Source organism: Rhodopseudomonas faecalis (genome assembly GCF_003217325.1).
GTDB classification, from domain to species: Bacteria; Pseudomonadota; Alphaproteobacteria; order Rhizobiales; family Xanthobacteraceae; genus Rhodopseudomonas; species Rhodopseudomonas faecalis.
In genome coordinates, this window is the sequence record NZ_QJTI01000035.1 from 1 (window position 1) to 24111 (window position 24111).

Below are 24111 nucleotides of genomic sequence, written 5' to 3' on the forward strand. Positions count from 1 at the left end.
GCGGCCACCGAAGTGGTCAGCTCCTGGGCGCGATCAGTGTTCGTGCTGAGCGTGCTGGCCGAAGCTTCCAGCTCGGTCGAAGCCGACGACACGGTGTTGACGATCTCGCGGATCGAAGTCTCGAACTGCCGGGTCGCGTGATCGATGCGCTGGCCGCGCGCGATCTTCTCGTCGGCTTCCTTGGCGGCGGCGGCATCGGCGTCGCGCTTGGCCACCAACGCTTCTTTGAAGATCTGCAAGGCGTCGGCCATGGTGCCGATCTCGGTTTTCTCGCCGCGATGCGGCACCTCGGCCGTGAGATCGCCGCGGGTGAAATCCTGCATTGGCTTCACGATCGAGGCGATGCCTTGCGACACGTCGCGCACCGTCAACAGCCCGGCACCGGCGCCGATCACCACCGTAATCAGCAGAATGGTGATTACGAAATAGAATGCGGAATTGTAGGTCGAGGCTGCGGAGTCGATCGATCCATCAGAGCCCTTGTCATTGATGTCAATATCACGCTGAAGCAGTTCATCGACCTGTTGGCTGATCGGCGCCACAGTCTGCGACAGATAGTTGAATGCCTCCTCGGGATAGCGTCCGGCGCTCTGGCGCGACAGCGCGATCACCTTGGCGGCTTCCGCGAGATAAGTGCCCCACTCGCGCGCCCACTGCTCAAAGATCCGGCGCTCTTCCGGCGAAGAGATCAACTTCTCGTAGACGTTCTGTTGTTTGGTGAGTGTCGCAAGAATGGCGTCGAGGCGCTTCTCCTCATCGCCCTTTTCTTTGGCGCCCAAGGTGAGCAGATGATTGCGCAGGGCATTGCGATACAGCGCGATCGAGGTGCGCATATTGCCCAGCTCCTTAATGCTGGGCAGCCAATTGGTACCGATATCAACGGTGCTGGTGTTGAGGGAGCGCATCTGCATCAGCCCGATTACGCCGAGGCCGGACAGCGCGAGCAGCAACATGATGACCAGCGAAGTGATCTTTGTTCGAATGGAGAGCTTTGCGAACATGGGGAGTCCTTGTCGGAAATTGTGATTAGCACCAACGCCAGTCCGAACTTGTCCACGGACGCCAGAGATGTTGCGCGATCCGCCTTAGTAAGTCTAACTGTTCACTAGGCGGAAATATTGCTGATCTGGGTCCAACAAGTTTCGGCTGATCATTGAGCCTCAGCCTTGTTAGCTCCTTAATATCAAAATGAGGGCAATTACGAGGTGTTTGCAGTCGGAGTTACTACCCCGTGCGCTCGATCACGCCGCGCGCACGGTCTGCAGGAAGCTCGACACTTCCTGCTTGAGCCGCTCATTGTCGCGCGCCAGCGATTGCGCCGCGCTTAACACCTCCGTGGCCGCCGATCCGGCTTCGCTGGCGCCGTGCTGGACGTCGATGATGCTGGACGATACTTCCTGCGTGCCGCGCGCCGCCTGCTGCACATTGCGCGAAATTTCCTGGGTGGCGGCGCCTTGCTCCTCGACCGCCGAGGCGATGGTCGAGGCGATTTCCGACATCCGGCTAATAGTCTGGCCGATTTCCTTGATGGCGCTGACCGAGCTTTGGGTCGCGGTCTGGATGCCGCCGATCTGCTGGCTGATCTCGCCGGTGGCTTTGGCGGTCTGTTCGGCAAGCGCCTTCACCTCTGAGGCGACCACCGCAAATCCGCGGCCGGCTTCGCCCGCGCGTGCTGCTTCGATGGTGGCGTTGAGCGCAAGTAGATTGGTCTGGCCGGCGATGGTGTTGATCAGTTCGACCACGTCGCCGATCCGCGCGGCAGCCTGCGACAGCTCGCTGACCCGGTCGTTGGTCTTGCGCGCCTGGTCGACCGCTTCGCCCGCGATCCGCGCCGACTCCTGCACCTGACGGCTGATCTCGTTGATCGACGATGACATTTCCTCAGTCGCCGAGGCCACCGACTGCACATTGGTCGAAGCCTGCTCAGAGGCGGCGGCCACGGTGGTGGTGCGCTGCTGGGCGTGTTCGACGTTGGTGCTCAACGTGCCCGCCGAGGCTTCGAGCTGGCTCGATGCCTTCGACACGGTCTCGACGATCTCACGGATCGAGCCTTCAAAGCGGCGCGTCGCGGCGTCGACCCGTTGACCACGTGCGATCTTCTCCTCGGCCTCCTTGGCGGCAGCGGCGTCGGAGTCGCGTTTGGCGATCAGGGCTTCCTTGAATAGCTGCAGCGCGTCCGCCATGCTGCCGATCTCGGTGTTCTGACCGCGATGCGGCACGTCGGCGCTAAGATCGCCGCGGGTGAAATCCTGCATCGGCTTCACAATCGAGGCGATGCCGATGGAGACATCGCGGATTGCCATGAAACTGGCCGCCACCCCGACCACCACGGCGACAATCAGGATGGTGATCACCGAATAGATGGCGGTGGTGTAGGTGTCCGCTGCCGAGGCCATCGCCTCGTTGGCGCCCTTGTCATTGTAGTCGACGTCGCGCTTCAGCTCGGCATCGACGCGCTGGCCGATCGGCGACACGACTTTGGCGAGATAATCGGCTGCTTCAGCTGGGAATTGCCCGACGCTCTTGCGCGACAACGCCAGCACCTTATCGGCTTCGACCAGGTAACGATCCCACTCGTTGGACCATTGCTCGTACAGCCGGCGCTCATCAGGAGTGGAAATGGTGCGTTCGTAGCTGACCTTGGCTTTCTGCACCGAGGCGCCAATCGAAGCGAGCCGGCCTTCGATCTCCTTCATGCTTTCGGCGGAAGTGTTGATCAGATGGGACCGGACCGCATTGCGATAGTAAGCAATGTCGGCGCGGATATTGCCGAGCTCCTTGACCGCCAGAAACCAATTGGCGGTGAGGTCGACGGTGTTGGCATTGAGCGTGCGCATCTGCAGCAGGCCGTAAAGACCGAGGCCAGACATGGCGAGCAGCAACATCGCGACCAGCGCGGAAAACTTCGTACGAATTGATAGTGCGGAAAACATATGGTGACCCCTGCGACGAGACGTTGGCAATGAACGGGCACTGACCGGCCAGTCGCGCTGACGTGAGGCAGCAGACATCAGCCCCGCAAGAAGGCCGGGGTGAGTTCGAATCTGGTCGTTACGAAAGACGGTCGGCTACAGACGCCCGGCCGTCGCTTGTTCGCCTGATGATTGTGGTGCCAAGATTGTTGGTGCGTTAATTCCAGACCCCGTATCACCACGAGGTAGCAGCGGGCGATGTGGTGCGAGTCTTGGTTGCAGTCCAGCGCGGAGCTGGCGGCTCGTGGGCCGTTTCCGCTCGCTATTTGTTTTACTTCATTCATGATGCGAACGATACGTTCGCGGCCTGACCAGAACCGTACATAAACGAAAAGCGAGCCAGCGACGACTGGCGTCGCTGGCTCGCTTCGGGTCAGGTTAGTCGTCAGCGCGGTGGCGCGAACTCAACCGCGGTAAAGATAATGAAGCGTGCAAAGAGACACCGCGCGCCATGGTTGGCGCGCGGTGCAGGTTGCTACGCGGCCCGCACGGTCTGCAGGAAGTTGGCAACCTCCAGCTTCAGGCGGTTGCTGTCCTGCGACAGCGACTGCGCCGCCGACAGCACCTGCGTTGAGGCCGAGCCGGTTTCGGTGGCACCGCGCTGCACGTCCATGATGTTGGACGAGACCTGCTCGGTGCCACGCGCCGCCTCCTGCACGTTGCGGGAGATTTCCTGGGTGGCGGCGCCTTGCTCTTCGACCGCCGAGGCGATGGTCGAGGCAATTTCCGACATCCGGCTGATGGTCAGGCTGATCTCCTTGATGGCGCTGACCGAGGTTTGCGTCGCCGACTGGATGCCACCGATCTGCTGGCTGATCTCGCCGGTCGCCTTGGCGGTCTGTTCGGCAAGCGCTTTCACTTCAGAGGCGACCACGGCAAAACCGCGGCCCGCTTCGCCCGCCCGGGCCGCCTCGATGGTGGCGTTCAAGGCGAGCAGGTTGGTCTGGCCGGCGATGGTGTTGATCAGCTCGACCACGTCGCCGATCCGGTTCGCGGCCTGCGACAGCTCGCTGACGCTGTCATTGGTCTTGTGGGCCTGATCGACCGCCTCATGAGCGATGCGCGCGGATTCCTGCACCTGACGGCTGATCTCGTTGATCGACGAGGTCATCTCTTCGGTCGCGGACGCCACCGACTGCACATTGGTCGACGCCTGCTCAGAGGCAGCGGCCACCGAGGTGGTCAGTTCCTGCGAGCGGTCGGCGGTCGCGGTCAGGGTGCCGGCCGAGGCTTCCAGCTCGGTCGAGGCCGACGACACGGTCTCGACGATATGGCCGATCGTGGCTTCGAACTGCCGCGTGGCCTGGTCGATGCGCTGGCCGCGCGCGATCTTCTCCTCGGCTTCCTTGGCTGCGGCGGCGTCGGCCGCTTCCTTGGCCACCAGCGCTTCTTTGAAGATCTGCAGCGCGTCGGCCATGGTGCCGATTTCGGTCTTTTCGCCGCGATGCGGCACCTCGGCATTGAGATTGCCGTGGGTGAAAGCCTGCATCGGGCTGATGATCGAAGCGATGCCCTGTGAAATGTCGCGGATCACCAGAATGCTGGCGACGACGCCGATCACGATCGCTGTGCCGAGGATCGCGATCACCACGAACAGCGCCGTGCTGTAGGTGGAGGCTGCCGAATTGGTGGCCTCGTCGGCGGCCTTGTTGTTGAGGTCGATATCGCGCTTCAGCAGATCGTCCATGCGATCATTGATCGTCCCCATCGCTCGGGTCAGGTAATCCGAAGCTTCGATCGGAAACTGGCCGACGCTCTTGCGCGACATCGCCAGCACCTTGCTCGCCTCAGTGGTGTAGGCGGTCCACTCGCGGCTCCAATCCTCGTAGAGCTTCTTCTCCTCAGGCAACACGATGGTCTTCTCGTAGCCGAGCTTGGCTTTGTTCAGCTCCTCGAGAATCGCCGATTGCTTCTTCTCGATTTCCAGCTTGCCGTCGGTGGTCATGTCGATCAGATGGCTGCGCAGCCCGTTGCGGTACAGCGCGATGTTGGTGCGCAGGTTGCCGAGCTCCTTGATCGCGACCAACCAATTGGTGCCGAGATCAACGGTGCTGGAGTTCAGTGTACGCATCTGGAAAAGAGCGAGGGTGCCAAGCCCAGACATCACGATCAGCAGCATGGCCACCAGCGACGTAATCTTCGTTCGGATCGACAATTTCGCAAACATCGTTCGACAATCCCTGTTCTCGCTGCCCTCGCTGCCGCTGGTACGGGTCTGGGCAAGTTCACCAACTCAAGACCGAGACGACCTGCGCCCGGCAACCGACCAGGCTCGATGTCGCGTTCGATCGCTCTACGGATCGTGCCGGTGCTTTGAGCGTTGCCCGGCCTTGTTCCTGCACAGTGGTGTTGAGAACTTGTTGCAACGTTAATTTGCAGCCTCGTACGATCACTTAGCGAAACGAACGTTCGTCAGGCGAACTCACTTCGGCGATGCAAAATGGCGCGGATTGAGTTGGTATGACGTAAATTGAGCCAGAAATGACGTTGATCGACTAGATATTTGGTTGCGTCTAGCTCGCAACACGCGCGGCAGTGCGCATTCGGTGCCGCTTCCAGCCATGGCGTCGGCTGGCGCGGCGGCCGCGCCAAATTCGTTAAGCTGCAATGATGGTTAGCGCCGGGTTAACGGCGCGGCCCGTTACGCCGCGCTGTCATCCTCGAGCGCAGAGCCGAGCGTCGGGCCGCTGGCCGCCAGATGCGGATATTGCCTTGCCATCTCGGCGAGCAGGAATTTCGCCGGCACGTCGAAATAGGCGCCGTGCTGGGCGACATATTCCATGAACCGGGCGTTGCCGGCATCGAACGCCTGCATCAACGCGTCCTGCACGCCGTCGAACTCCAGCGGCGCGACATTCAGTTTCTCACATAGCGTCGCGTTGAAAGTCGGGCTGGCTTTGACCCAGCGGCCCTCGACCAGGCATTCGGTATAGCCGTGCCAGGCAAACAGATTGGTCTGCATCATCTGCAACAGCCGCGGCGTGGCGAGGTGGTTGCGGACATCGGCAAAGCCGACCCGCGCCGGCACGCCGATCACCCGGCAAGTCGCGGCGAACAGCGCGGCCTTGCCGACGCAATAGCCATTGCCGGCTTGCAGCACGCTGCTGGCGCGAAAAATCTCGCGGCTCCGGAAATCGACGTAAGGATTGTAGCGGATGCTGTCGCGCACCGCGCGATAGAGAAGCTGTAGCCGCTGCTGCACCGTATCGGCCCCAGCGATCGCCGCGGCGGCGAAGCGCTGCACCTGCGGATGATCGCTGTCGACGAATTCTGCGGGCGCGAGATACACACCAAGGCCGGTTTCACTGGTCATGCGGGGCTCAAATGATCGGGGCGGGCCGGGCGACAGGATAGGCGCGCCGCCGCGCGGCTCGCAAGCGGCGAATTGATCGCGCGCCACAATCGCAGGTGAGCGGTGACAAACCTGTTCAGCGCCGCGCGTGCCCGCTAAACAGCGGCAGGCTTGCCGTGTCTGACCAGGCTGCGCGATGGGGCGCCGCCATCAAAGCCGGCCGGTGGAGGGGCGTTTGCTGTCCGACAATCTGACCACTTTGGTGAGCATCGGTTTGGTGCAGCTCTTGGCTGTGATTTCGCCAGGGCCGAGCTTTCTGATCACCGCCAAAACCGCGGTGTCGCGCTCCTCAGGCGACGGCATCAAGCTGGCGCTCGGCCTTGGCCTTGGCACCGTGGTGTGGGCGACGGCGGCGCTGCTGGGGCTGAACGCGCTGTTTGCGGCGATGCCGATGCTGTTCAGCGCCATGAAGGTGATGGGCGCGCTGTTCCTATTGTGGATCGCGCTACAGATTTTTCGGCATGCGGCGTCGGCGGTTGACCTCGAACACGCCGCCGGCGCCGGCTCGCAGCACCTGATCCTAAAAGGGTTCATGACCCAGCTGTCGAACCCGAAAGTGGTGGTGTTCTTCGGCTCAGTGTTCGTGGCGATGCTGCCGGCCGATCCGTCGCCATGGATGGTGGCGGCGCTGGTTGTGATCGTCACCCTCAATGAGGTGGTCTGGTATTCGCTGGTCGCGCTGTTCATCGGCCAGGCCGGGGTGCGGGCCCGCTATCTGCGCGCCAAGACCTGGATCGACCGCGGCACCTCGGTGTTTCTGGGCGGGCTCGGGCTGCGACTGCTGCTGTCGGCGCGGAGCTAGCGCGTTTCCGGCAGCGTTCCGGCATTGAGGACGGCGTTGCCGCAAGCCGACGCCAGCGGCGACCAGAGATCGCCGAGCCTCTCGTCATCCCTCCCCCTTGCGGGGAGGGTCGGCCGAATGGAGACGATGCGCAGCATCGTCGGAATGGAGGCCGGGGTGGGGGCAGCGCGCACGGACTCGGGCCCCCCACCCGGCCGGCCTGACGGCCGTCCACCCTCCCCGCAAGGGGGAGGGAGGGCGCCTCGGTCTCAAGACCTGCGCAAATTGACGTCGCAGAGTTGCTGAGCCGGTTGGTTCTGCCGAAAAATCCCCGAAAAACCCTGCCCCAAAAACAAAAACCCCGCCAAATGGGCGGGGTAGTTGAGTTGGGAGGTGGTCGGTCTCCCTGGCTAACTGGATCAGGCCGGAATGCGGGCCTCGTCGTCGGACGGCTCGCGCAGCACATAGCCGCGGCCCCAGACCGTCTCGATGAAATTGCGACCTTCGGAGGCGTTGGCGAGCTTCTTGCGCAGCTTGCAGATGAAGACGTCGATGATCTTCAGCTCGGGCTCGTCCATGCCGCCATAGAGGTGGTTCAGGAACATTTCCTTGGTGAGCGTCGTGCCCTTGCGCAAGGAAAGCAGCTCGAGCATCTGATATTCCTTGCCGGTCAGATGCACGCGCTGGCCGCCGACTTCCACGGTCTTGGTGTCGAGATTGACCACCAGATCGCCGGTCTGGATGACCGATTGAGCGTGGCCCTTGGAACGGCGCACGATCGCATGAATGCGGGCGATCAGCTCGTCCTTGTGGAACGGCTTGGTCATATAGTCGTCGGCGCCGACGCCGAGACCCTTGACCTTATCCTCGATGCCGGCCAGGCCGGAGAGGATCAAAATCGGTGTTTTGATCTTGGAGACACGCAGCTGCTTGAGAACGTCATAGCCGGACATGTCCGGCAGGTTCAGATCAAGCAGAATGATGTCGTAGTCATACAGCTTGCCGAGGTCGACGCCTTCTTCTCCGAGGTCGGTCGTATAGACGTTGAAGCTCTCGGATTTGAGCATCAATTCGATCGACTGCGCAGTCGCGCTGTCATCTTCAATCAGCAATACGCGCATGCCAGTCCCCTATAAGCGCCACGCGGCGTCAGGCGTCCGCACTACTTGCGGCACTGGAAACGCCTTCGAACAACTGATTCGGAACCTGACCTGATATGGTTAACAAAACCTGATTCACGTCTGCAAGCTCTAACGGTGCAATTTTCATCGAATCGCCGTAAGATGTTGCAGGAAAGCAGCTTTTTGTGTTCTCACCAGTTCAGAAGCCAAATTAAAAGCCGGTCGCAACCGACTTTTACGTTTCGTCCCGTCATACTGTCGGGGCGAGCGTCTTTCAGCCGATCAAAGACAGTGTCGTAATGATTAACGATGCGGGTAAACACGAGGTTAAGGATTTGGCTGCAGCCGGCCAGAACTTAAGGCTTTGTTCGGAATGAAGGCGCTCGCGGAACAAATTGGCGATATCGACGGCGTGCTGATGTACGGCCGGGTGGTCGGCGTGCGCGGCCTGATGGTGGAAATCGCCGGGCCGATCCATGCCATGAGCGTCGGGGCGCGGATCGTGATCGACACCGGCGGCAACCGCAGCATCCCGTGCGAGGTGATCGGCTTTTCCGGCAACAATGCCGTGGTGATGCCGTTCGCCGGGCTGGAAGGGGTGCGGCGCGGCTGCCGCGCGGTGATCGCCAATGCCGCCGCCCAGGTGCGGCCGTCGCCGGCCTGGCTCGGCCGGGTGCTGAACGCGATGGGCGAGCCGGTCGATGGCAAGGGGCCGCTCTTGCAGGGGCCGTCGCCAATGCCGTTCCGCAATGCGCCGCCGCCGGCGCATTCCCGCAAACGGGTCGGCCAGCCGCTCGATCTCGGCGTGCGCGCGCTCAACACTTTTCTGACCTGCTGCCGCGGCCAGCGCATGGGTATCTTCGCCGGCTCGGGCGTCGGCAAATCGGTGCTGCTGTCGATGTTGGCGCGCAATGTCGATGCCGACGTCTCGGTGATCGGGCTGGTCGGCGAACGCGGCCGCGAAGTGCAGGAATTCTTGCAGGACGACCTTGGCGACGAGGGTCTGGCGCGCTCCGTGGTGGTGGTCGCCACTTCGGACGAACCGGCGCTGATGCGCCGGCAGGCGGCCTATCTGACGCTGGCGATCGCCGAGTATTTTCGCGACGAAGATAAAGACGTGCTGTGCCTGATGGACTCGGTGACGCGCTTTGCCATGGCGCAGCGCGAGATCGGGCTGTCGGCCGGCGAGCCGCCGACCGCCAAGGGCTATACGCCGACCGTGTTCACCGAACTGCCGAAACTGCTCGAGCGCGCCGGGCCGGGTCTCGGCGAAGGCACCATCACCGGCATCTTCACGGTGCTGGTCGATGGCGATGATCATAATGAGCCGGTGGCCGACGCGGTGCGCGGCATTCTCGACGGCCATATTGTGATGGAGCGCGCGATCGCCGAACGCGGCCGCTATCCGGCGATCAACATTTTGAAGTCGGTGTCGCGCACCATGCCGAAATCGGCCGACCCGGTTTATCTGCCGCTGATTAAACGAGCGCGACAGATCATGGGCACTTATGCTGATATGGAAGAACTGATCCGGCTCGGTGCTTATCGGGCCGGCTCCAGTGTCGAAGTCGACGAAGCGATCCGCCTGCACGAGCCGCTGGAGAACTTTCTGCGCCAGGGCAAGGGTGATGCGACCTCGCTACGCGACGGCTACGCGCAACTGGAGCAATTGCTCGCCAACCTGGAAACGGAACGCTAACTTTGTCCGGTCATCATACCAACAGAATACTTGCGTTGGCCGGCGATGCCCCATTCGGGCGACCGGCGATGTCCCATGCCAGAGAGGGACTTCTGGGGAGTAAGAGTCGATGAAGTCACGCGATACGTTGATCCGCCTGAAAAAATTTCAGGTCGACGAAAAACGCCGACGGGTCGCGCAGATCGAGGGCATGATCGCCGATTTTCAACGGATGTCGGCGGAGCTTGAGCGCGAAATCGTGGCCGAACAAGAGCGGGCCGGTATCAACGACCCGACTCATTTTGCCTATCCGACTTATGCCAAGGCCGCGATCCAGCGCCGGGAAAACCTGACCCGGTCTGCCGATGAACTGCGGGTCCAGCTCGAGGACGCCCGCGCCCATCTCAATGAAGCGTTCGACGAACTGAAGAAGGTCGAACTGCTCGACGAGCGTGATCAGGCCCGCGAACGCGCCGAGGAAAGCGCCCGCGAGCAGGCCGATCTCGACAGCATCGGCCTGATGCGCTCCCGACTCGGCGCCATCGCCTGATCGCCTGATTTTTCGTCACCACTGATCTGAACCGCCTGGGCCCCTTGGGGCCCGGGCTGTTCGTGCTGGCTGTTTACAGTGCCGCGCGCGGCCTGTTGGAACGCGGCGAGCCAAGCTATGATACGCCCGGGGCGTCGCCAGGTCTGGCGGCGGTGTCGTTTGTCCGTGATCGGGGGGTGAATGCTGACGCCGGCTGAGTTGATCTCGCTGCTGGCCGCCGTCGCGGAGCGCGACGAAGCGGCGTTCGAGCGGCTCTATGCCGCCACCCGCGCGAAACTGTTTGGCGTGGTGCTGCGTATTTTGCAGCGACAGGATCTCGCGGAAGAGGTGCTGCAGGAGGCTTACGTCAAAATCTGGAACGGCGCCGCGCAGTTCAATCCAGAGCTGTCGTCGCCGATCACCTGGATGGTATCGATCGCGCGCAATCGGGCGATCGACGTGGTGCGCAAGCGGAGCGAGGTGTCGATCGAGGAGGAGCCTTCGGCTCTCGACGTCGCCGCCGACAGCGCCGATCCGCTGGCGAATCGGGAAATGACCGAGGAATTGACGCGGCTGCTGGGGTGTATCAGCCGGCTCGATCCGGATCGGCAGGAGCTGGTGCTGCTGGCCTATTACAACGGATGGAGCCGCGAGCAATTGGCGAACCGCTTCAAGGCGCCGGTCAACACTGTGAAGACTTGGCTGCGCCGCAGCATGCTCGACATTCGAGCGTGCCTGGGATTGGCATGATGGAACTGACAGAGGATCATATCGCGCTCGCCGCGGAATACGCGCTCGGTACGCTCGACGCCGATGAGCGCGCCCAGATCGAGCTGACCATGGCTGCGAATCGGCGATTCGCGGAGCTTATCGAGGCGTGGCAGCTGCGCATGGCGGTGCTGCATCAGATGGTCGATCCGGTCGAGCCGTCGCCGCAGCTCTGGGAGCGGATCAGAAAGGCGGTCGGGCTGGCCGCGGTGGCTGCGCCCGCGCACGCCGTCGCGTCGTCGGCCGGGGCTGCCCGTGCCGCTGGCGCCGCCGAGACCGCGCCGGTCCATGCGGGATCGGCTCCTGCGGGGAAAACCGCCGCTGCGCCGCACGCCGGCGACATCGTGATTGCGCCCCCCGGCCTCGAAAACTATGCCGCCGACCGCACCGCGACCATCGCGCCGGTGTTCGCGATGCCGGGCACGCCGCAGAAGCCGAACGGTACGCCGGCCGGACTTCGGCAGTCGCACGCCGCGGTGCCGGACGAGGCCAAGATCGACGCGCCGCCACCTTTGCCGCCGCCGCAACCGGCGCCCGCCAGCAACGGCTCGGGGCTCAGCCCGGAATCGATGCGGGTGGTGCGCTTTGCCTGGCAGGCGCGTCGCTGGAAATGGACCGCGACCGGCGTCAGCGCGATCGCGGCCTCGTTGCTGATGGTGATCGTCGCGCAACTGTATCGGCCGGACATGTTGCCCGAAGCGCTGCGGCCGGCGGTGCGCACCCAGATCGTGCGCGTGGTGACGCCGCCGCCGCCGATGCCGGCGCAATATGTGGCACTGCTGCAGAAAGACGCCTCGTCGCCGGCCTTCATCCTGACCGTCGATGCCGGCTCGAAGAAATTCTCGGTGCGCAAGGTTGGCGCAGCGGACGAGGCCGGCCGCAGCTATGAATTGTGGCTGGTGTCGGACAAGCTGCAGCGGCCGCGCTCGCTGGGCGTGATCGGCGAACGTGATTTCACCATCCGCGGCGCGCTGGCGTCATTCGATGACGACACCATGCACGAGGCGACCTATGCGGTGACTGTCGAACCCGAGGGCGGCTCGCCGACCGGCGTTGCCACCGGGCCGGTGGTGTTCACCGGCAAGCTGATGGAAACGGTGCCGCAGGGCGTGGCCGGCAAATAGCTTGGATCAGAGTTCGTCTTTGCCAATGCTCGTCGCCGGGGCGCCAGCGGCAGACATGAAAAAACGCCCGTGGGGCGCGGGCGTTTTTCCTACTGGGTCCCATTGGGGGGAGGGGACTCCAGCTCTCCGCACGGCCTTGGGGCTGGTTGCGGCACCGTGCGAAAGGCGAGTTTCAAGAGGCCGGTTCACGCGACGGCTGGGATCGAGCTTTCAGGTTGCGCGTTAGCGAACCATCGAAGCGTTCGAGGTGCTCACCGTCACCGGCTGTCCGGCTTTGATGACCCGTGCGGTCTGCGTGAAGGAATCGTCGGTCACACGTGCTGAGATGCCGAGGCCCGCCACAACAACGCCGGCCACAAGCGCCATCACCACGATCTTGAGGTGGGTCGATCGGTCGGCGCTATAAATCGAGTGATTCATCTCAGCCTCCTGCCGTTACATCCGCCTTTCGAAGATTGGTCTTTTTGATTCGACCGGCGGTTCAACGCCCTGCCGACAGAAAACGTGGGAATCCGGCTTTGCGTTCCCGATAGTCGATCACATCCGAGTGAAAAGACTTGAAAGGCCGCGATTAAAATGCGGCCTTTTCATGGTAAAGCAAAAATTATCGTGGTTTTTCAGGGTTTTGCGGCTTTGTTCCAAAGGCGGTAAAATCGGCGCCTCAAGCGGTATCTGGCAGCCTCTGTTGCGCTAACCGCTTGGCTGTTGCGGAAATGCCGCGCTCAGACGCTGCCGACCGTCTTCAGCCGGGCGCGCGGATGAATTTCGGCCTGCGACAGCACCGGCGTCTGGGCGCGGAAGCGCTCCACCAGCGAGCGCACGAACGGCCGGATCGCCGCCGAGGTCACCAGCACCGGCGCCTCGCCTTCGCGCGCCGCCTGCTCGAACCGGTCGCGCACCGCGGTCATGAACTCCGACAGTTTCGACGGCTGCATCGCCAGGGTGCGTTCGTCGCCCTGGCCGATGATCGATTCGGCAAAGGCCTGCTCCCACTTCGCCGACAGCGCGATCAGCGGCAGATAGCCGAGCGGCGAGGTGTTTTGCGCGCAGATCTGCCGGGCCAGGCGGGCGCGAACGTGCTCGACGATGTTCGACGGATTGCGGGTGAACGCCAGCGCGTCGGCGATGCCTTCCAGAATGGTCGACAGGTCGCGGATCGAGATCCGCTCGGCGAGCAGCAATTGCAGCACGCGCTGGACGCCGGAGATGGTGATCTGGCCGGGGACGATGTCCTTGAGCAGCTCGCCCTGTTCCTTCGGCAGGTCCTTGAGCAGCTTCTGGGTCTCGCCATAGGACAGCAGGTCGGCGACGTTGGCCTTGATCAGCTCGGTGAGGTGGGTCGACAGCACGGTGGCGGCGTCGACCACGGTATAGCCCTTGAGCGTCGCCTCTTCCTTGAGCGCGGAATCGACCCAGGTGGCGGGCAGACCGAAAGTCGGCTCGATGGTGTGGATGCCGGGCACCGTGACCTGGTTGCCGCCGGGGTCCATCACCATGAACTGGTTCGGCCAGATCCGGCCATTGCCGGCGTCCACTTCCTTGATCTTGATGACATAGGTGTTGGCTTCGAGCTGCACGTTGTCGAGGATGCGCACCGAGGGCATCACAAAGCCCATCTCGATCGCCAGCGAGCGGCGCAGTGCCTTGATCTGCTCGGTGAGCCGGTCGCTGCCATCGGGGCCATTGACCAGCGGCAGCAGCGCGTAGCCGAGTTCGATCTTGAGATCGTCGATCTTGAGCGCCGCGGAGATCGGCTCCTCGGCAGCGGCCGCAGCCGCAGCTGCCGCCGCCGGCCCGCCGCCCAGCGCCGCGTCGATCGCGCTCGGTTCGGCAGCCGCAGCCGCCTTCTGACGCTTGCGCGCCGACAGCGCCAACGCCGCCGCACCGCCGCCCAGCAGCAGGAACGGCAGCATCGGGATGCCCGGCAGCAGCGACAGCACCAGCATGACGCCGGCCGACATGCCGAGCGCCTGCGGATAGCCGGACAATTGCTTGATCAGCGCCTTGTCGGCGGCTCCGGTGACGCCGGCCTTCGACACCAGCAGGCCCGCGGCGGTCGACACGATCAGCGCCGGCACCTGGGTGACCAGGCCGTCGCCGACGGTCAGCAGCGTGTAGCTGCGCGCGGCATCCATGAACGTCATGCCCTGCTGGGCGACGCCGATGATGATGCCGCCGATCACATTGATGAACACCACGAGCAGGCCGGCAATGGCGTCGCCGCGCACGAATTTCGAGGCACCGTCCATGGCGCCGAAGAAGCCGCTTTCGTCTTCCAGTTCCTTGCGGCGCTTCTTGGCGGAGGCTTCGTCGATCAGGCCGGCGCCGAGGTCGGCGTCGATCGCCATCTGCTTGCCGGGCATCGAATCGAGTTGGAACCGGGCCGCGACTTCCGCGATACGGCCCGAACCCTTGGTGATGACCACGAAGTTCACGATCACCAGGATCGCGAACACGATGATGCCGATCACGAAATTGCCGCCCATCACGAAGCTGCCGAACGCTTCGATGACGTGGCCGGCGGCCGCGGTGCCCTCATGGCCGTGCGACAGGATCAGCCGGGTCGAGGCCAGATTCAGCGACAGCCGCAGCATGGTCGAGATCAAGAGCACGGTCGGGAACGCGGAGAATTCCAGCGGCGCCTGGATGAACAGCGCCGTCATCAGGATCAGCACCGACAGCGTGATCGAGATCGCCAGAAACAGGTCGAGCACCAGCGCCGGCAGCGGCAGGATCAGCACCACCAGAATGGTGAGCACGCCGAACGCCAGCGCGAGGTCGCTGCGCTTTAGAATCCTGCCGATATCGCCGAGGCTGGGGAACTGAAACCCGCCGCCGCCCTGACCCGCCGTCACGTCCGACATTGTTGCCGCTTTCCCCCCGCGGCGCACGGCCCGCGAGTCCCCCAACGCCTGCCCCGGTCGCCGGACCGTGGCTGCGATGCGGCCGCGTCAGCGTTGCCCGGCCTTGGCCGTTCCCGCGCGCAGTTCGCCTCGCTAGGCAATTTTTGCCCTGTGCATGGTTAGCGAAAGGTTAACGGCGGCTGCGACCGATGCGCCGCCGCGGTTTGGGCCGGCTGATGCGAATGAGTCTTGACGATGCCGCGCCGGCCCTCGAAGCTGGCCTCGTGGAAACGCCGCTCAATCAAGCCGGTCAACCGGCTGTGTTCATTCCTGATTCGCGCCCGGCCTGGATCCGGCTCGGGCTGGCGCTGGTGATCGGTTCGATCGGCAGCGTCGGCATGTGGTCGGTGGTCGTCGTTCTGCCGGTGGTGCAGGCCGAATTTGCGGCCAGCCGCGGCGCGATCTCGCTAGCCTTTACTTTTGCCATGCTCGGTTTCGGGCTGGGCGGCGTCGCCGCCGGCCGGCTGTGCGACCGCCACGGCATCGGGCTGGCGATTGCCGCTGGCATCGCGCTGCTCGGGCTCGGCTATCTTGGCGCCGGGCTGGCGCCCAATCTGGCCACCTTCGTGCTGCTGCATCTGGCGATCGGCGCCGGCTCCTCGGCGACTTTTGGACCATTGATGGCCGAGGCGTCGCATTGGTTCGAGCGCTATCGCGGGCTCGCGGTGGCGGTCGCCGCCAGCGGCAATTATCTCGGCGGCGCGTTGTGGCCGCCGCTGCTGAACTGGGGCACCCAGCAATTTGGCTGGCGGATCACCCATATGATGGTGGCGCTGGTGTGCGTGCTGGCCATGGGCGCGATCTTGCTGCTGTTGCAGCGCCGGCTCGGCCGCCATCATCCGCTGCACCACCAGGGCGCGCCGCCGCCGCGCATCGATCTGCGGCTGCCGGTGCCGACGCTGACCGCACTCTTATGTATGGCGAGCGTGGCGTGCTGCGTGGCGATGGCAATGCCGCAGGTCCATATCGTCGCCTATTGCGGCGATCTCGGCTACGGCCCGGCGCGCGGCGCCGAGATGCTGTCGCTGATGCTCGGCTTTGGCATTCTGAGCCGGATCGGCTCCGGCATGCTCGCCGACAAGATCGGCGGCATCCCGACCCTGCTGCTCGGCTCGGTGGCGCAGGGCATCGCGCTGCTGCTCTATTTGATGTTCGACGGGCTCGGCTCGCTCTATCTGATCTCGGCGCTGTTCGGCCTGTTCCAGGGCGGCATCGAGCCGAGCTATGCCATCATCGTGCGCGAGGCGATGCCAGCGCAGGAGGCCGCCACCCGGGTCGGCCTGGTGGTGCTGGCCTCGGTGTTCGGCATGTCGCTGGGCGGCTGGCTCTCCGGGCTGATCTTTGATGCCACCGGCTCCTATGCCGCGGCGTTTCTCAATGGCATGGCCTGGAACGCGCTCAACATCGCCATCATGGTGCTGCTGTGGCTGCGGGTCCGGCCGCGGCTCGTGCCGGCGTGACCCGCTGGCTTTGTGCGACAACCGTGCGTCCCGCCCAGCGCGGCTTTGGTTCGGCCGCGTTTCGGGTCGTGGCGATCGCCGCCTTCGCGGCTCCGGCGCGCCGCGCATGGGGGCAGGTGCCACGGGGCAATTGCCCGGCGCCGAACGGCATTGTAGAGGGGGCGGCACCACCGCGCCTTGCGCCGGGGGCCTGTAGCTCAATGGTTAGAGCCGACCGCTCATAACGGTCTGGTTGCAGGTTCGAGTCCTGCCGGGCCCACCAAACAAGATTCCCCACATCCGCGAAGGACGGTTGCTCCCCCGAAGGCGTGGCCGATCCGGTCTCACACACACAACAACCGTTTGCCCCCGAGCGACAATCAGCCAACCATTTCCCGCACCGCGTTTAGCAGGAACTCATCCTGATAGTGGCCTGCCACAAATGATAGGCCGACCGGGCAACCTTCCACAGTCAACAGCGGCGCGGCGACTTCCGGCAGCCGCGCGACGCCGGCAAACGCGGTGATCGTCATGGTCGGATCGTAAAAGTCCATCACCGCTTTGAGCGTGTTCAGCGACCCTTTGAAGGGGGCGATCTTCGGTGTCGTGGGAAAGCAGATCACTGTATCCGCGGCGACAAAGGCATTGATCTGCCTGAAGAGCCGTTCACACCGCGCCATGTTGTCCAGCGCCGCGATGCGCTCGAACTTCTGGACATGTTCATAGGCCATCGAGAACGTGAAGCCGAGCTGCGGCTTGCTGGCTTCGATCCAATTGCCGACTGTGCTCTGGAATTCGGCCGTCTGAAGATCACGCAGTCCGTTCAGATTGCAGTCGTTCAGCTCGCACGGCTCTCCGACGATCTCTGAGAATCGGATCGTCTCGATAGTCGTGCCGATGTTTGCTGCTATTCGCTGCAAGGCCACGCCGGCTTGATCCCGCACGGCGCAATCCGCGATCTCCAGCGCATCGTGCAACAACAAAATGCGCCTTGGCGACGACACCGGCAATGTCGGGCTGTTGAGCAACACGCGCATCGCGGCATTGAGCACATCGAACCGATCCGCCAGCACACCTACGGTGCTGACGCTTGGCTGAAACGGCAAGACTCCAGCTTCGGAAATCCGATGGAGCGAGGGACGCATCCCCCAAAGGCCGCAAAGACTCGCCGGGACACGGATCGAACCTCCCGCATCCGTGCAAAGCGAGAAATCGGCAAGACCGTTGGCGACCGACGCCGCAGAACCGCTGGATGAGCCGCCCGGCACGCGATCTGGCGCTTTCGCGTTGCGGGGCGTGCCGAAATAGAAGCTCTCCCCGTCGAGGCTATAGGTAAACTCGTCCGCGACGACCTTGCCGACGCAGCGAGCGCCGGCACCAAGCAGTTGATCGACACAAAGGGCGTTGTGAATCGGTGCCGGATGCGCGTCGCGCCACGCTGGACTGCCATAGGAAGTCTTATAGCCCGCGAGGTCGATGTTATCCTTCACAGTGAATTTCAGCCCATCAAGCGGCCCTTGGCGCAGTGGGGCGAGATCCACCTGTTCGACCAGCGCTCCGGACGGGTCTGTTGCGGGCGTAAACATGTTGTCTTTCTAGCACGCGATTCTGAACGACACGTCGCATCGCTCTACACCGCCGAGCCAAGGCAAGCACGGGCGTCTGTCGCAAAATCCGAAGCCGCGACCTGTCTCTCCGCGCCTCCATCATCAGCGTCGCTGATCTCGCCATCACCACCCAGTTAGAAGCACGTGCTCGATCACGTCGCGTCGTTGCCGCGCGTCAAATCTCGACCATTTCCAAGCTGGGAGTTTTCCAAGAGATAAGTTTTGACTGCGGGTCGTTCTTGATTGCAGTTAGTTGCGCAGATGGCGCGATTTGGTTGGTGATCTCTTGGAGTCATTCCAAATCGGCCGGGGCATGGAGAGCAATCGCTCGGCCATCGCGTGACCACCGCACCATGCGGAGAGGTTGGCGCGATGTGGCGGGTGCGTCTCATCAACAGGGAGTCTTGCGCAGTGAAAGCTACCGAGATCGAGGGCTTAGCCAACGCCAGCGCGCCGGCTAGCGATTTGGCGCGCGATCCATTGTCGTCGCGCTCGACATCGAGGGTCTGGGCGCGCCATCGCTTGCAGCAATTGGCGCTGGCCGGAAAGCTCGGCGTGCGTGCCGATCCGGTCGCGTTAGGAGCGTCGACCGCGGATCGGCAAGAGGCCTGACATCGCTTGATGCCGCGCGGCGGCCGGCAGGGGTGACGCGCGCGAGCTGAGCACGGGGCCGATGACCTTTGGTCGGCGCGCAGTGAGCTAACGGCATCCAGCAACTAACATCGCTAGCACGAAACAACGCGCAGAGCCGGCTCTGCGTGCCGGGACATCTGCGTCCGGTTGGTCCGCCCAACTCTGAGGCGGCGCGGCCGCGTGCGCAGCATTGAAGACCATTGGGGGTATGCGTGAGACAGGAATTTCAGTTCGAGACTGCGATCGGTGCGGGCCGGTGCGTTGGCAATCAATTGTCGCTGCGGGCGATCACAGCGTTGCTGTTGTTGTCGGCATCGAGCCAGATCGTCCTGGCGCAATCGGCAACGCCCGGAGCATCGATCACGCTCGATTCCATCGTGGTCGAACATGTCCGGCAACCGGCGCGGCCAACGACCACCCGGCCGCGCTCAACCACGGCGCAGGCGTCAACGCCAGAACCGGCGCCGGTGACGCCTGCGCAACCCGCCGACATCGTTCGGCAGCGCTTTAATGTGCTGCCGGGCGGCGTCGCGCTGGTGCCGCAGCAGGATTTTGCCAATGCCGGCAACCCGACACTGTCCAATGCATTGAGCGGGGTGCCGGGCGTGATCGTCCAGAATTTTCTGGGCGGCAATGATCAGCCGCGCATCCAGATGCGTGGCTCGGCGCAGCAGAATCCGGCGGAGCGCGGCGTGCTGATCCTGCAAAACGGCATGCCGATCAACCGCGCCGATGGCTCCTATATTGTCGGCTTCGCCAATCCGCAGCAGGCCGAGGCGATCGAGGTCTATCGCGGCTATATGGCCAACCGGCTCGGCGCGAGCGTCTTGAGCGGCGCGATCAACTTCGTGTCGCCGACCGGATCGAGCCAGCCGGGCACGCAGCTCTCGGTGAGCGGTGGCAGTTTTGGTCAGATCAACACCAGCGGCCAGGTCGGCGGCAGGAAGGACAATGTCGACGCCTTCTTCCGGTTCGACACCAACCGCCGCGACGGATATCGCGATTACAACAGCTCCGATCGCGTCAGCGTCAATGGCAATATCGGCGTCGCGCTGTCGGAAAACGTCAAGACCCGGTTCTTCATGGGCTACACCGATCTTGGCTTTGAGGTGCCCGGGCCGCTCAGCAAACAGGCGCTCGAGAGCAATCCGCGCCAGGTGTCGGCCGGGCCGGTGATGGTCGGCGGGGTGATGACGAGGCCAGGCCCCAATGCCGTGCGCGACAAGCCGCGCCGGGACGCCAGCCAGTTCATGGTCGGCAACCGCACCACGGCGGTGGTCGACGCGCATCTGTTCGACGTGGCGATGGGCTACACTTATACCGACGACACGTTCCGCTTCCCGGTGTCGGCGGGCGTGCGCTCGACCGCGGGCGGCGACTTCACCAGCCTGTTCCGCTACGCCTATAATCCCGCCGACGCGCTGCTGCCGTTGTTTGAAACCACGGCGCAATACACGGTCGGTTCGGCGAACCGCGACTACCACATCAATCAGAGCGGCCAGACCGGCGCGCCATTCGGCGCCAACAAGCTCAATGCCCAGACGCTGTCGCTCTATGCCGGCGCCAACGTGCCGGTGTGGCAGAAATTCGTGGTGTCGCCGGGGATCTCTTACGCTTACGCGACGCGCGATAATGACGACCTCTATACGGCGTCGCGGCGGCCGACGATCGCCTACAGTCCCGCCAATCCGACCATGCTGCTGCCCAATGGGTCGGTGCCGACCCAGAACAACAGCTATTCGCGCAGCTATTCAGGCTGGAATCCCAGCCTGGCGCTGTCCTATCGTCCCGACGCGCTGCAGACCTTCTTCATCGCCGGCAGCCATAGTTTTGAGCCGCCGACCCATGATGACCTGATCTCGACCATCAACGGCACCCCGAATTCGAGCCCGGGACGGCCGACGCCGACCAATCCGGCGCGGGTCGCGGCAGCGTTCGTGACGCCCAATCTCAAGGAACAGACCGCGGTGACGGTGGAGGGCGGCTGGCGCGGCCGCGCCGATCGCCTGTCCTGGGATGTCGTGAGCTACTACTCATGGCTCGACAACGAACTGCTCGATCTGCGCGACGCCACCGGCGTTTCGATCGGCGGCGCCAATGCCGATCGCACCACGCATTTCGGCGTCGAGCTCGGCGGCGGCGTCAAGATTACCGATCGCTTGTCGGGGCGGCTCGCCTACACCTATCAGGACTTCCGCTTTGTCGACGATCCGGTGCGCGGCAACAACCGGCTCGGCGGCGTGGTGCCGCATCTGGTCTATGCCCAGCTGCAATTGCAGGCCACCGATTCCTGGATGGTGCAAAGCGCGGTGCGCTGGAGCGTCACCAAGGTGCCGGTCGACAATATGAACACGCTCTATGCCGATCCTTACGCTGTGGTCGATTTGCGCAGCGAGTACAAGATTGACAAGACTTTTCGGGTATTTGGTCAGATTACCAATCTGTTCAACACAAACTACGCGGCGACCACGCTGGTGGTCGATCTGGCGCGGCCCGATCACGCCGCGTTTCTGCCCGGCGATGGCCGAGGTTTTTATGCGGGCGTGAAGGCTGCCTTCTGAGATGGCGTTTGATGGAATGCAAACTGAGGATTTGACATGAAACTGCGTGTGAAGCTGCTGGCCTTGGCCTTTGTCTCGTCGGTCGCGTCTCCCGCCGCGGCGGCCGACCCATCGAGCCTGTCCCATTTCTTGGAGCAATGGGACGCCAATGGCGACGGCTCCGTGTCGCTCGCCGAGATCCGCCAGGGCCGCGAGCATCGCTTCGCGGCCTATGATGCCGACGGCGACGGTTATCTCGACCGCGAGGAGCAGGCCAAGTTCGACAAGGTCCGCGAAACCGGGATTGCCCGGTTCTCGGAAGACGACCGCGTCAAGATCCGGCGGGTCGCGGACGGCCTTAGCATGCCGCGCAATGATGCCGATGGCGACGGCCGGGTGTCGCGCGACGAATTCCTCAAAGGCGGCGACAGCTGGTTAAAGTCGCTGGACAAGGACGGCGATGGCGCCGTGACGCTGCTCGATCTGGCCAAGTAACGGCCGAGAACGCGACACCGGGAGGCGGTCGTCTCCCGGTGCTCGTCCTGTGCCGCCGCGAGCCTCCATTGGTAAAGGCGATGCTCCGCGAACGGGGGTGGGCCCAAAGTTCACAGCTTCGCAGCGATCCGCTTCACGGCGTTCGCCAGCATTTCAAGGTTGTGGTCGATCTCCGACATCGCTCTTGCGATATGGTCGCGAGCTTCTGCCTGTTGCGCGGCAGCGGCGTCGGTCGGGGAGGGCTTGGCGGGCGTTGCGCCCGCTTCTAGCCCTTCTTCTTTCAATTCCATCGGTTTTTCCGCGTGTGCATTGCTTTTAATGCAACCTAAGCGAGTTGCATGGCGCTGATCAACCACTTGCGCCATTCCGCCCCCGAAGCTGAGAGCCGCTGCATGTGCAGGCCGGTCCGTCGTTCTGACGGCGCCCGCGCCAGTCCCGCGATCCTTCGCTCGAACCCCACAACTGAGCGCTTGACGTTCTCCCAACCGCCCTCCGGTCATCGCGCGCCGGCGATCGGTCGTTGCTGTCTATTTCGTAATTTGACAGCAGGCTGCCAAACCGACAGAATGCTGTCACTTACCTCTCTCCTAGATCCGGCCCGAGCTGGTCGGGGTCTGGTCCAATCCCGGCTGAGCTGCGCCCGGGGTGAGCGGCACGGGCGGGGAGGGGGCAGTGGCGGCGTGGCCGCCTCGATCCACAACGTCTGCGATGGAGGTTTTCATGATCAGGACGCTGCATCCGATTGCCGGAATAACGGCCTTTCTCACCATTCTCAGTTTTTGGGTCTCGACGGTGGTGGTCGAGCTTGGCGGCGATCACCAAGCGATCGCAGCCGTGAAGCTCGGCGTGCTGTGGGGGCTGCTGCTGCTGATCCCGGCGATCGCCGTCACCGGCATCACCGGCTTCAAGCTCGGCGGCGCCTCGCCACATCCCGGGGTGGCGCAAAAACGCCGGCGCATGCCGCTGATCGCGCTCAACGGGCTTTTGGTGCTGGTGCCATGCGCGATCGTGCTGCAGCAGCGCGCCAGCGCCGGGCAGTTCGATCAAATCTTCAATGCCGTGCAGGCGGTGGAGCTGCTCGCCGGTGCGATCAACCTGACCTTGCTCGGACTCAGCATCCGCGACGGTTTTCGGCTCACGCGCCGCTTTGGAGTGGGGGCCGCCTGACGGCGGCGCCTATCTCCGGCAGTTTTTGGTGCCCTTTGGCTATGGAGAGCGTCAATGGCTCTGAAAAGTTCGCCTGATCGCTATGGCACGGTGGCGATCTGGATGCATTGGCTGAGCGCGGCGCTGATCCTGGTGCTGCTGGCGACCGGCTTTCGCGCCGCATACGCGCTCGACATCGAGAGCAAGGCGGCGCTGCTGCGCATTCATGTGCCGGTGGCGGTCGCGGTGCTGGTGCTGACCCTGGCGCGGATCGGCTGGTGGCTCGGCTACGACCACAAGCCGGAGCCGATCGATGGCACGACCGGCGCGCAGCGCCTGGCGAGGGCGGTGCACGTGCTGCTCTATGTGGTGCTGCTCGGCATGTCCGCGAGCGGGATCGGTATGATGATCCTGAGCGGCGCGCTGCCGGCGATCTTCGCGGCCGATCCGGTCTGGTTGCCGCGGTTCTGGCATTATCCGCCGCGGCTGCCGCACGCTTTTGGGGCGCGGCTGCTGGTGGCGCTGCTGGCTTTTCACATCGCCGCGGCCGCCTATCACCATATTGTCCGCCGCGATCGGCTGTTGCGACGGATCTGGTTCACCGAATAGCGCTCGATTTAGCCCCCAGAATCAGACGTCGACCGGCAAAAATTCGCCAGAGGGGCGCCGGCCAAGGCCGGTGCCCCTCGTTTTTTGCAGAGCCCGGGAGGAAAAAATCGCTCCCGAACCAAAAGTTTTTGCCGCCCAGCGAACCGAAAGCGGCCCGATCCACAGTGATGCGGCCTCCGGCGGTTCCAATTTCTCGCAATAAATTCAGTGACTTCGTTGTTCTGTCGCCGGTCCGTCGCATCCGTTTCATTTTTTGCGCACGACAGTGTTGACAGTCCGAGAGGCCATGCCCTATAAGACAGCCACTGAGCGCGGCGCTGCCGCCGAGACCTCCGGGTCCTGGCGGGCTTCCGTGCCTCTCAAGCCTCTCTTCTCGGTGAGTGCTTCAGCAGCCGATAGTTATCGGTTGCCGAT

General features: G+C 63.5%; 19 protein-coding genes and 1 tRNA gene. 11 read left to right on the top strand and 9 right to left on the bottom strand.

What is annotated here, in order from left to right:
* The 4 genes from BJ122_RS17950 to BJ122_RS17965 form a co-directional block, all read right to left on the bottom strand.
* A partial coding sequence (locus BJ122_RS17950; protein WP_146227222.1) for an MCP four helix bundle domain-containing protein occupies nt 1-1001 on the bottom strand: 1001 nt, incomplete at its 3' end.
* Between the two features lie 240 nt (nt 1002-1241).
* Nucleotides 1242-2933, bottom strand: coding sequence for a methyl-accepting chemotaxis protein (locus BJ122_RS17955; protein ID WP_110782636.1), 1692 nt, complete (start codon nt 2931-2933; stop codon nt 1242-1244).
* Between the two features lie 514 nt (nt 2934-3447).
* Entirely contained in the window at nt 3448-5139 is a 1692-nt protein-coding gene (locus tag BJ122_RS17960) for a methyl-accepting chemotaxis protein (protein ID WP_110782638.1), read from the bottom strand.
* 474 nt (nt 5140-5613) lie between these two features.
* Nucleotides 5614-6285, bottom strand: coding sequence for a transglutaminase-like domain-containing protein (locus tag BJ122_RS17965; RefSeq protein ID WP_110782659.1), 672 nt, complete (start codon nt 6283-6285; stop codon nt 5614-5616).
* Between the two features lie 202 nt (nt 6286-6487).
* Between BJ122_RS17965 and BJ122_RS17970 the strand changes: the two genes are divergently transcribed.
* A complete protein-coding gene (locus BJ122_RS17970; protein ID WP_245407791.1) occupies nt 6488-7126 on the top strand; it encodes a LysE family translocator in 639 nt (212 codons plus the stop codon).
* A gap of 398 nt (nt 7127-7524) precedes the next feature.
* On the opposite strand, the gene ctrA is transcribed toward BJ122_RS17970, so the two are convergent.
* Nucleotides 7525-8226 (bottom strand): response regulator transcription factor CtrA, encoded by a 702-nt coding sequence (gene ctrA, locus BJ122_RS17975; RefSeq protein ID WP_027276280.1) that lies wholly within the window; start codon nt 8224-8226, stop codon nt 7525-7527.
* A 373-nt stretch (nt 8227-8599) separates the two neighbouring features.
* Between ctrA and fliI the strand changes: the two genes are divergently transcribed.
* From fliI to BJ122_RS17995, 4 genes are all read left to right on the top strand, one after another.
* Entirely contained in the window at nt 8600-9925 is a 1326-nt protein-coding gene (fliI, locus tag BJ122_RS17980) for a flagellar protein export ATPase FliI (protein WP_110782640.1), read from the top strand.
* A gap of 109 nt (nt 9926-10034) precedes the next feature.
* Nucleotides 10035-10454, top strand: coding sequence for a flagellar export protein FliJ (fliJ, locus tag BJ122_RS17985; protein ID WP_110782642.1), 420 nt, complete (start codon nt 10035-10037; stop codon nt 10452-10454).
* 180 nt (nt 10455-10634) lie between these two features.
* Complete coding sequence (locus tag BJ122_RS17990) at nt 10635-11183, top strand: sigma-70 family RNA polymerase sigma factor (RefSeq protein ID WP_110782644.1); 549 nt, start codon at nt 10635-10637, stop codon at nt 11181-11183.
* Nucleotides 11183-12325, top strand: a complete 1143-nt coding sequence (locus BJ122_RS17995) for an anti-sigma factor (protein WP_110782646.1) — start codon at nt 11183-11185, stop codon at nt 12323-12325. The genes BJ122_RS17990 and BJ122_RS17995 overlap by 1 nt, the downstream gene beginning before the upstream one ends.
* 222 nt (nt 12326-12547) lie before the next feature.
* Here the strand turns inward: BJ122_RS17995 and BJ122_RS18000 are convergent, their stop codons facing one another.
* Nucleotides 12548-12745 carry a hypothetical protein gene (locus tag BJ122_RS18000; protein ID WP_110782648.1) on the bottom strand — a complete coding sequence of 66 codons (198 nt, stop codon included), beginning with the start codon at nt 12743-12745 and terminating at the stop codon, nt 12548-12550.
* A gap of 302 nt (nt 12746-13047) precedes the next feature.
* Nucleotides 13048-15189: a flagellar biosynthesis protein FlhA gene (gene flhA, locus BJ122_RS18005; RefSeq protein WP_110782649.1), complete on the bottom strand. Its 2142-nt coding sequence runs from the start codon at nt 15187-15189 to the stop codon at nt 13048-13050.
* Nucleotides 15190-15452: 263 nt separating this feature from the next.
* Here flhA and BJ122_RS18010 point away from each other — a divergent pair, with 263 nt between their 5' ends.
* Both BJ122_RS18010 and BJ122_RS18015 read left to right on the top strand, forming a co-directional pair.
* Nucleotides 15453-16688 carry an MFS transporter gene (locus tag BJ122_RS18010; protein ID WP_110782663.1) on the top strand — a complete coding sequence of 412 codons (1236 nt, stop codon included), beginning with the start codon at nt 15453-15455 and terminating at the stop codon, nt 16686-16688.
* A 186-nt stretch (nt 16689-16874) separates the two neighbouring features.
* A tRNA-Ile gene (locus tag BJ122_RS18015) sits at nt 16875-16950 on the top strand.
* A 97-nt stretch (nt 16951-17047) separates the two neighbouring features.
* Here BJ122_RS18015 and BJ122_RS18020 read toward each other — a convergent pair.
* Nucleotides 17048-18253, bottom strand: coding sequence for an amidase family protein (locus tag BJ122_RS18020; protein WP_110782651.1), 1206 nt, complete (start codon nt 18251-18253; stop codon nt 17048-17050).
* A gap of 926 nt (nt 18254-19179) precedes the next feature.
* Here BJ122_RS18020 and BJ122_RS18030 point away from each other — a divergent pair.
* Entirely contained in the window at nt 19180-21468 is a 2289-nt protein-coding gene (locus tag BJ122_RS18030; protein ID WP_110782666.1) for a TonB-dependent receptor family protein, read from the top strand.
* A 36-nt stretch (nt 21469-21504) separates the two neighbouring features.
* The gene (locus BJ122_RS18035; RefSeq protein WP_110782655.1) at nt 21505-21942 is read left to right on the top strand and encodes an EF-hand domain-containing protein; all 438 of its coding nucleotides are present in this window, start codon (nt 21505-21507) and stop codon (nt 21940-21942) included.
* 110 nt (nt 21943-22052) lie between these two features.
* On the opposite strand, the gene BJ122_RS18040 is transcribed toward BJ122_RS18035, so the two are convergent.
* Nucleotides 22053-22232 carry a hypothetical protein gene (locus tag BJ122_RS18040; RefSeq protein ID WP_110782657.1) on the bottom strand — a complete coding sequence of 60 codons (180 nt, stop codon included), beginning with the start codon at nt 22230-22232 and terminating at the stop codon, nt 22053-22055.
* 430 nt (nt 22233-22662) lie between these two features.
* Between BJ122_RS18040 and BJ122_RS18045 the strand changes: the two genes are divergently transcribed.
* Both BJ122_RS18045 and BJ122_RS18050 read left to right on the top strand, forming a co-directional pair.
* On the top strand, nt 22663-23109 hold the full coding sequence (locus tag BJ122_RS18045; protein ID WP_103011385.1) for a hypothetical protein: 447 nt from the start codon (nt 22663-22665) through the stop codon (nt 23107-23109).
* Between the two features lie 54 nt (nt 23110-23163).
* Nucleotides 23164-23697: a cytochrome b gene (locus BJ122_RS18050; protein ID WP_181418998.1), complete on the top strand. Its 534-nt coding sequence runs from the start codon at nt 23164-23166 to the stop codon at nt 23695-23697.
* Nucleotides 23698-24111 lie beyond the last annotated feature (414 nt).

Excerpts from the sequence above, each read along its gene's own strand:
- BJ122_RS18035 (WP_110782655.1), top strand. The coding sequence starts at position 21,505 with ATGAAACTGCGTGTGAAGCTGCTGGCCTTGGCCTTTGTCTCGTCGGTC.
- BJ122_RS18050 (WP_181418998.1), top strand. The coding sequence starts at position 23,164 with ATGGCTCTGAAAAGTTCGCCTGATCGCTATGGCACGGTGGCGATCTGG.
- BJ122_RS17965 (WP_110782659.1), bottom strand. The coding sequence starts at position 6,285 with ATGACCAGTGAAACCGGCCTTGGTGTGTATCTCGCGCCCGCAGAATTC.
- ctrA (WP_027276280.1), bottom strand. The coding sequence starts at position 8,226 with ATGCGCGTATTGCTGATTGAAGATGACAGCGCGACTGCGCAGTCGATC.
- BJ122_RS18020 (WP_110782651.1), bottom strand. The coding sequence starts at position 18,253 with ATGTTTACGCCCGCAACAGACCCGTCCGGAGCGCTGGTCGAACAGGTG.
- BJ122_RS18045 (WP_103011385.1), top strand. The coding sequence starts at position 22,663 with ATGATCAGGACGCTGCATCCGATTGCCGGAATAACGGCCTTTCTCACC.
- BJ122_RS17995 (WP_110782646.1), top strand. The coding sequence starts at position 11,183 with ATGGAACTGACAGAGGATCATATCGCGCTCGCCGCGGAATACGCGCTC.
- BJ122_RS17990 (WP_110782644.1), top strand. The coding sequence starts at position 10,635 with ATGCTGACGCCGGCTGAGTTGATCTCGCTGCTGGCCGCCGTCGCGGAG.
- BJ122_RS18040 (WP_110782657.1), bottom strand. The coding sequence starts at position 22,232 with ATGGAATTGAAAGAAGAAGGGCTAGAAGCGGGCGCAACGCCCGCCAAG.
- BJ122_RS18000 (WP_110782648.1), bottom strand. The coding sequence starts at position 12,745 with ATGAATCACTCGATTTATAGCGCCGACCGATCGACCCACCTCAAGATC.
- fliI (WP_110782640.1), top strand. The coding sequence starts at position 8,600 with ATGAAGGCGCTCGCGGAACAAATTGGCGATATCGACGGCGTGCTGATG.
- BJ122_RS17955 (WP_110782636.1), bottom strand. The coding sequence starts at position 2,933 with ATGTTTTCCGCACTATCAATTCGTACGAAGTTTTCCGCGCTGGTCGCG.
- BJ122_RS17960 (WP_110782638.1), bottom strand. The coding sequence starts at position 5,139 with ATGTTTGCGAAATTGTCGATCCGAACGAAGATTACGTCGCTGGTGGCC.
- fliJ (WP_110782642.1), top strand. The coding sequence starts at position 10,035 with ATGAAGTCACGCGATACGTTGATCCGCCTGAAAAAATTTCAGGTCGAC.
- flhA (WP_110782649.1), bottom strand. The coding sequence starts at position 15,189 with ATGTCGGACGTGACGGCGGGTCAGGGCGGCGGCGGGTTTCAGTTCCCC.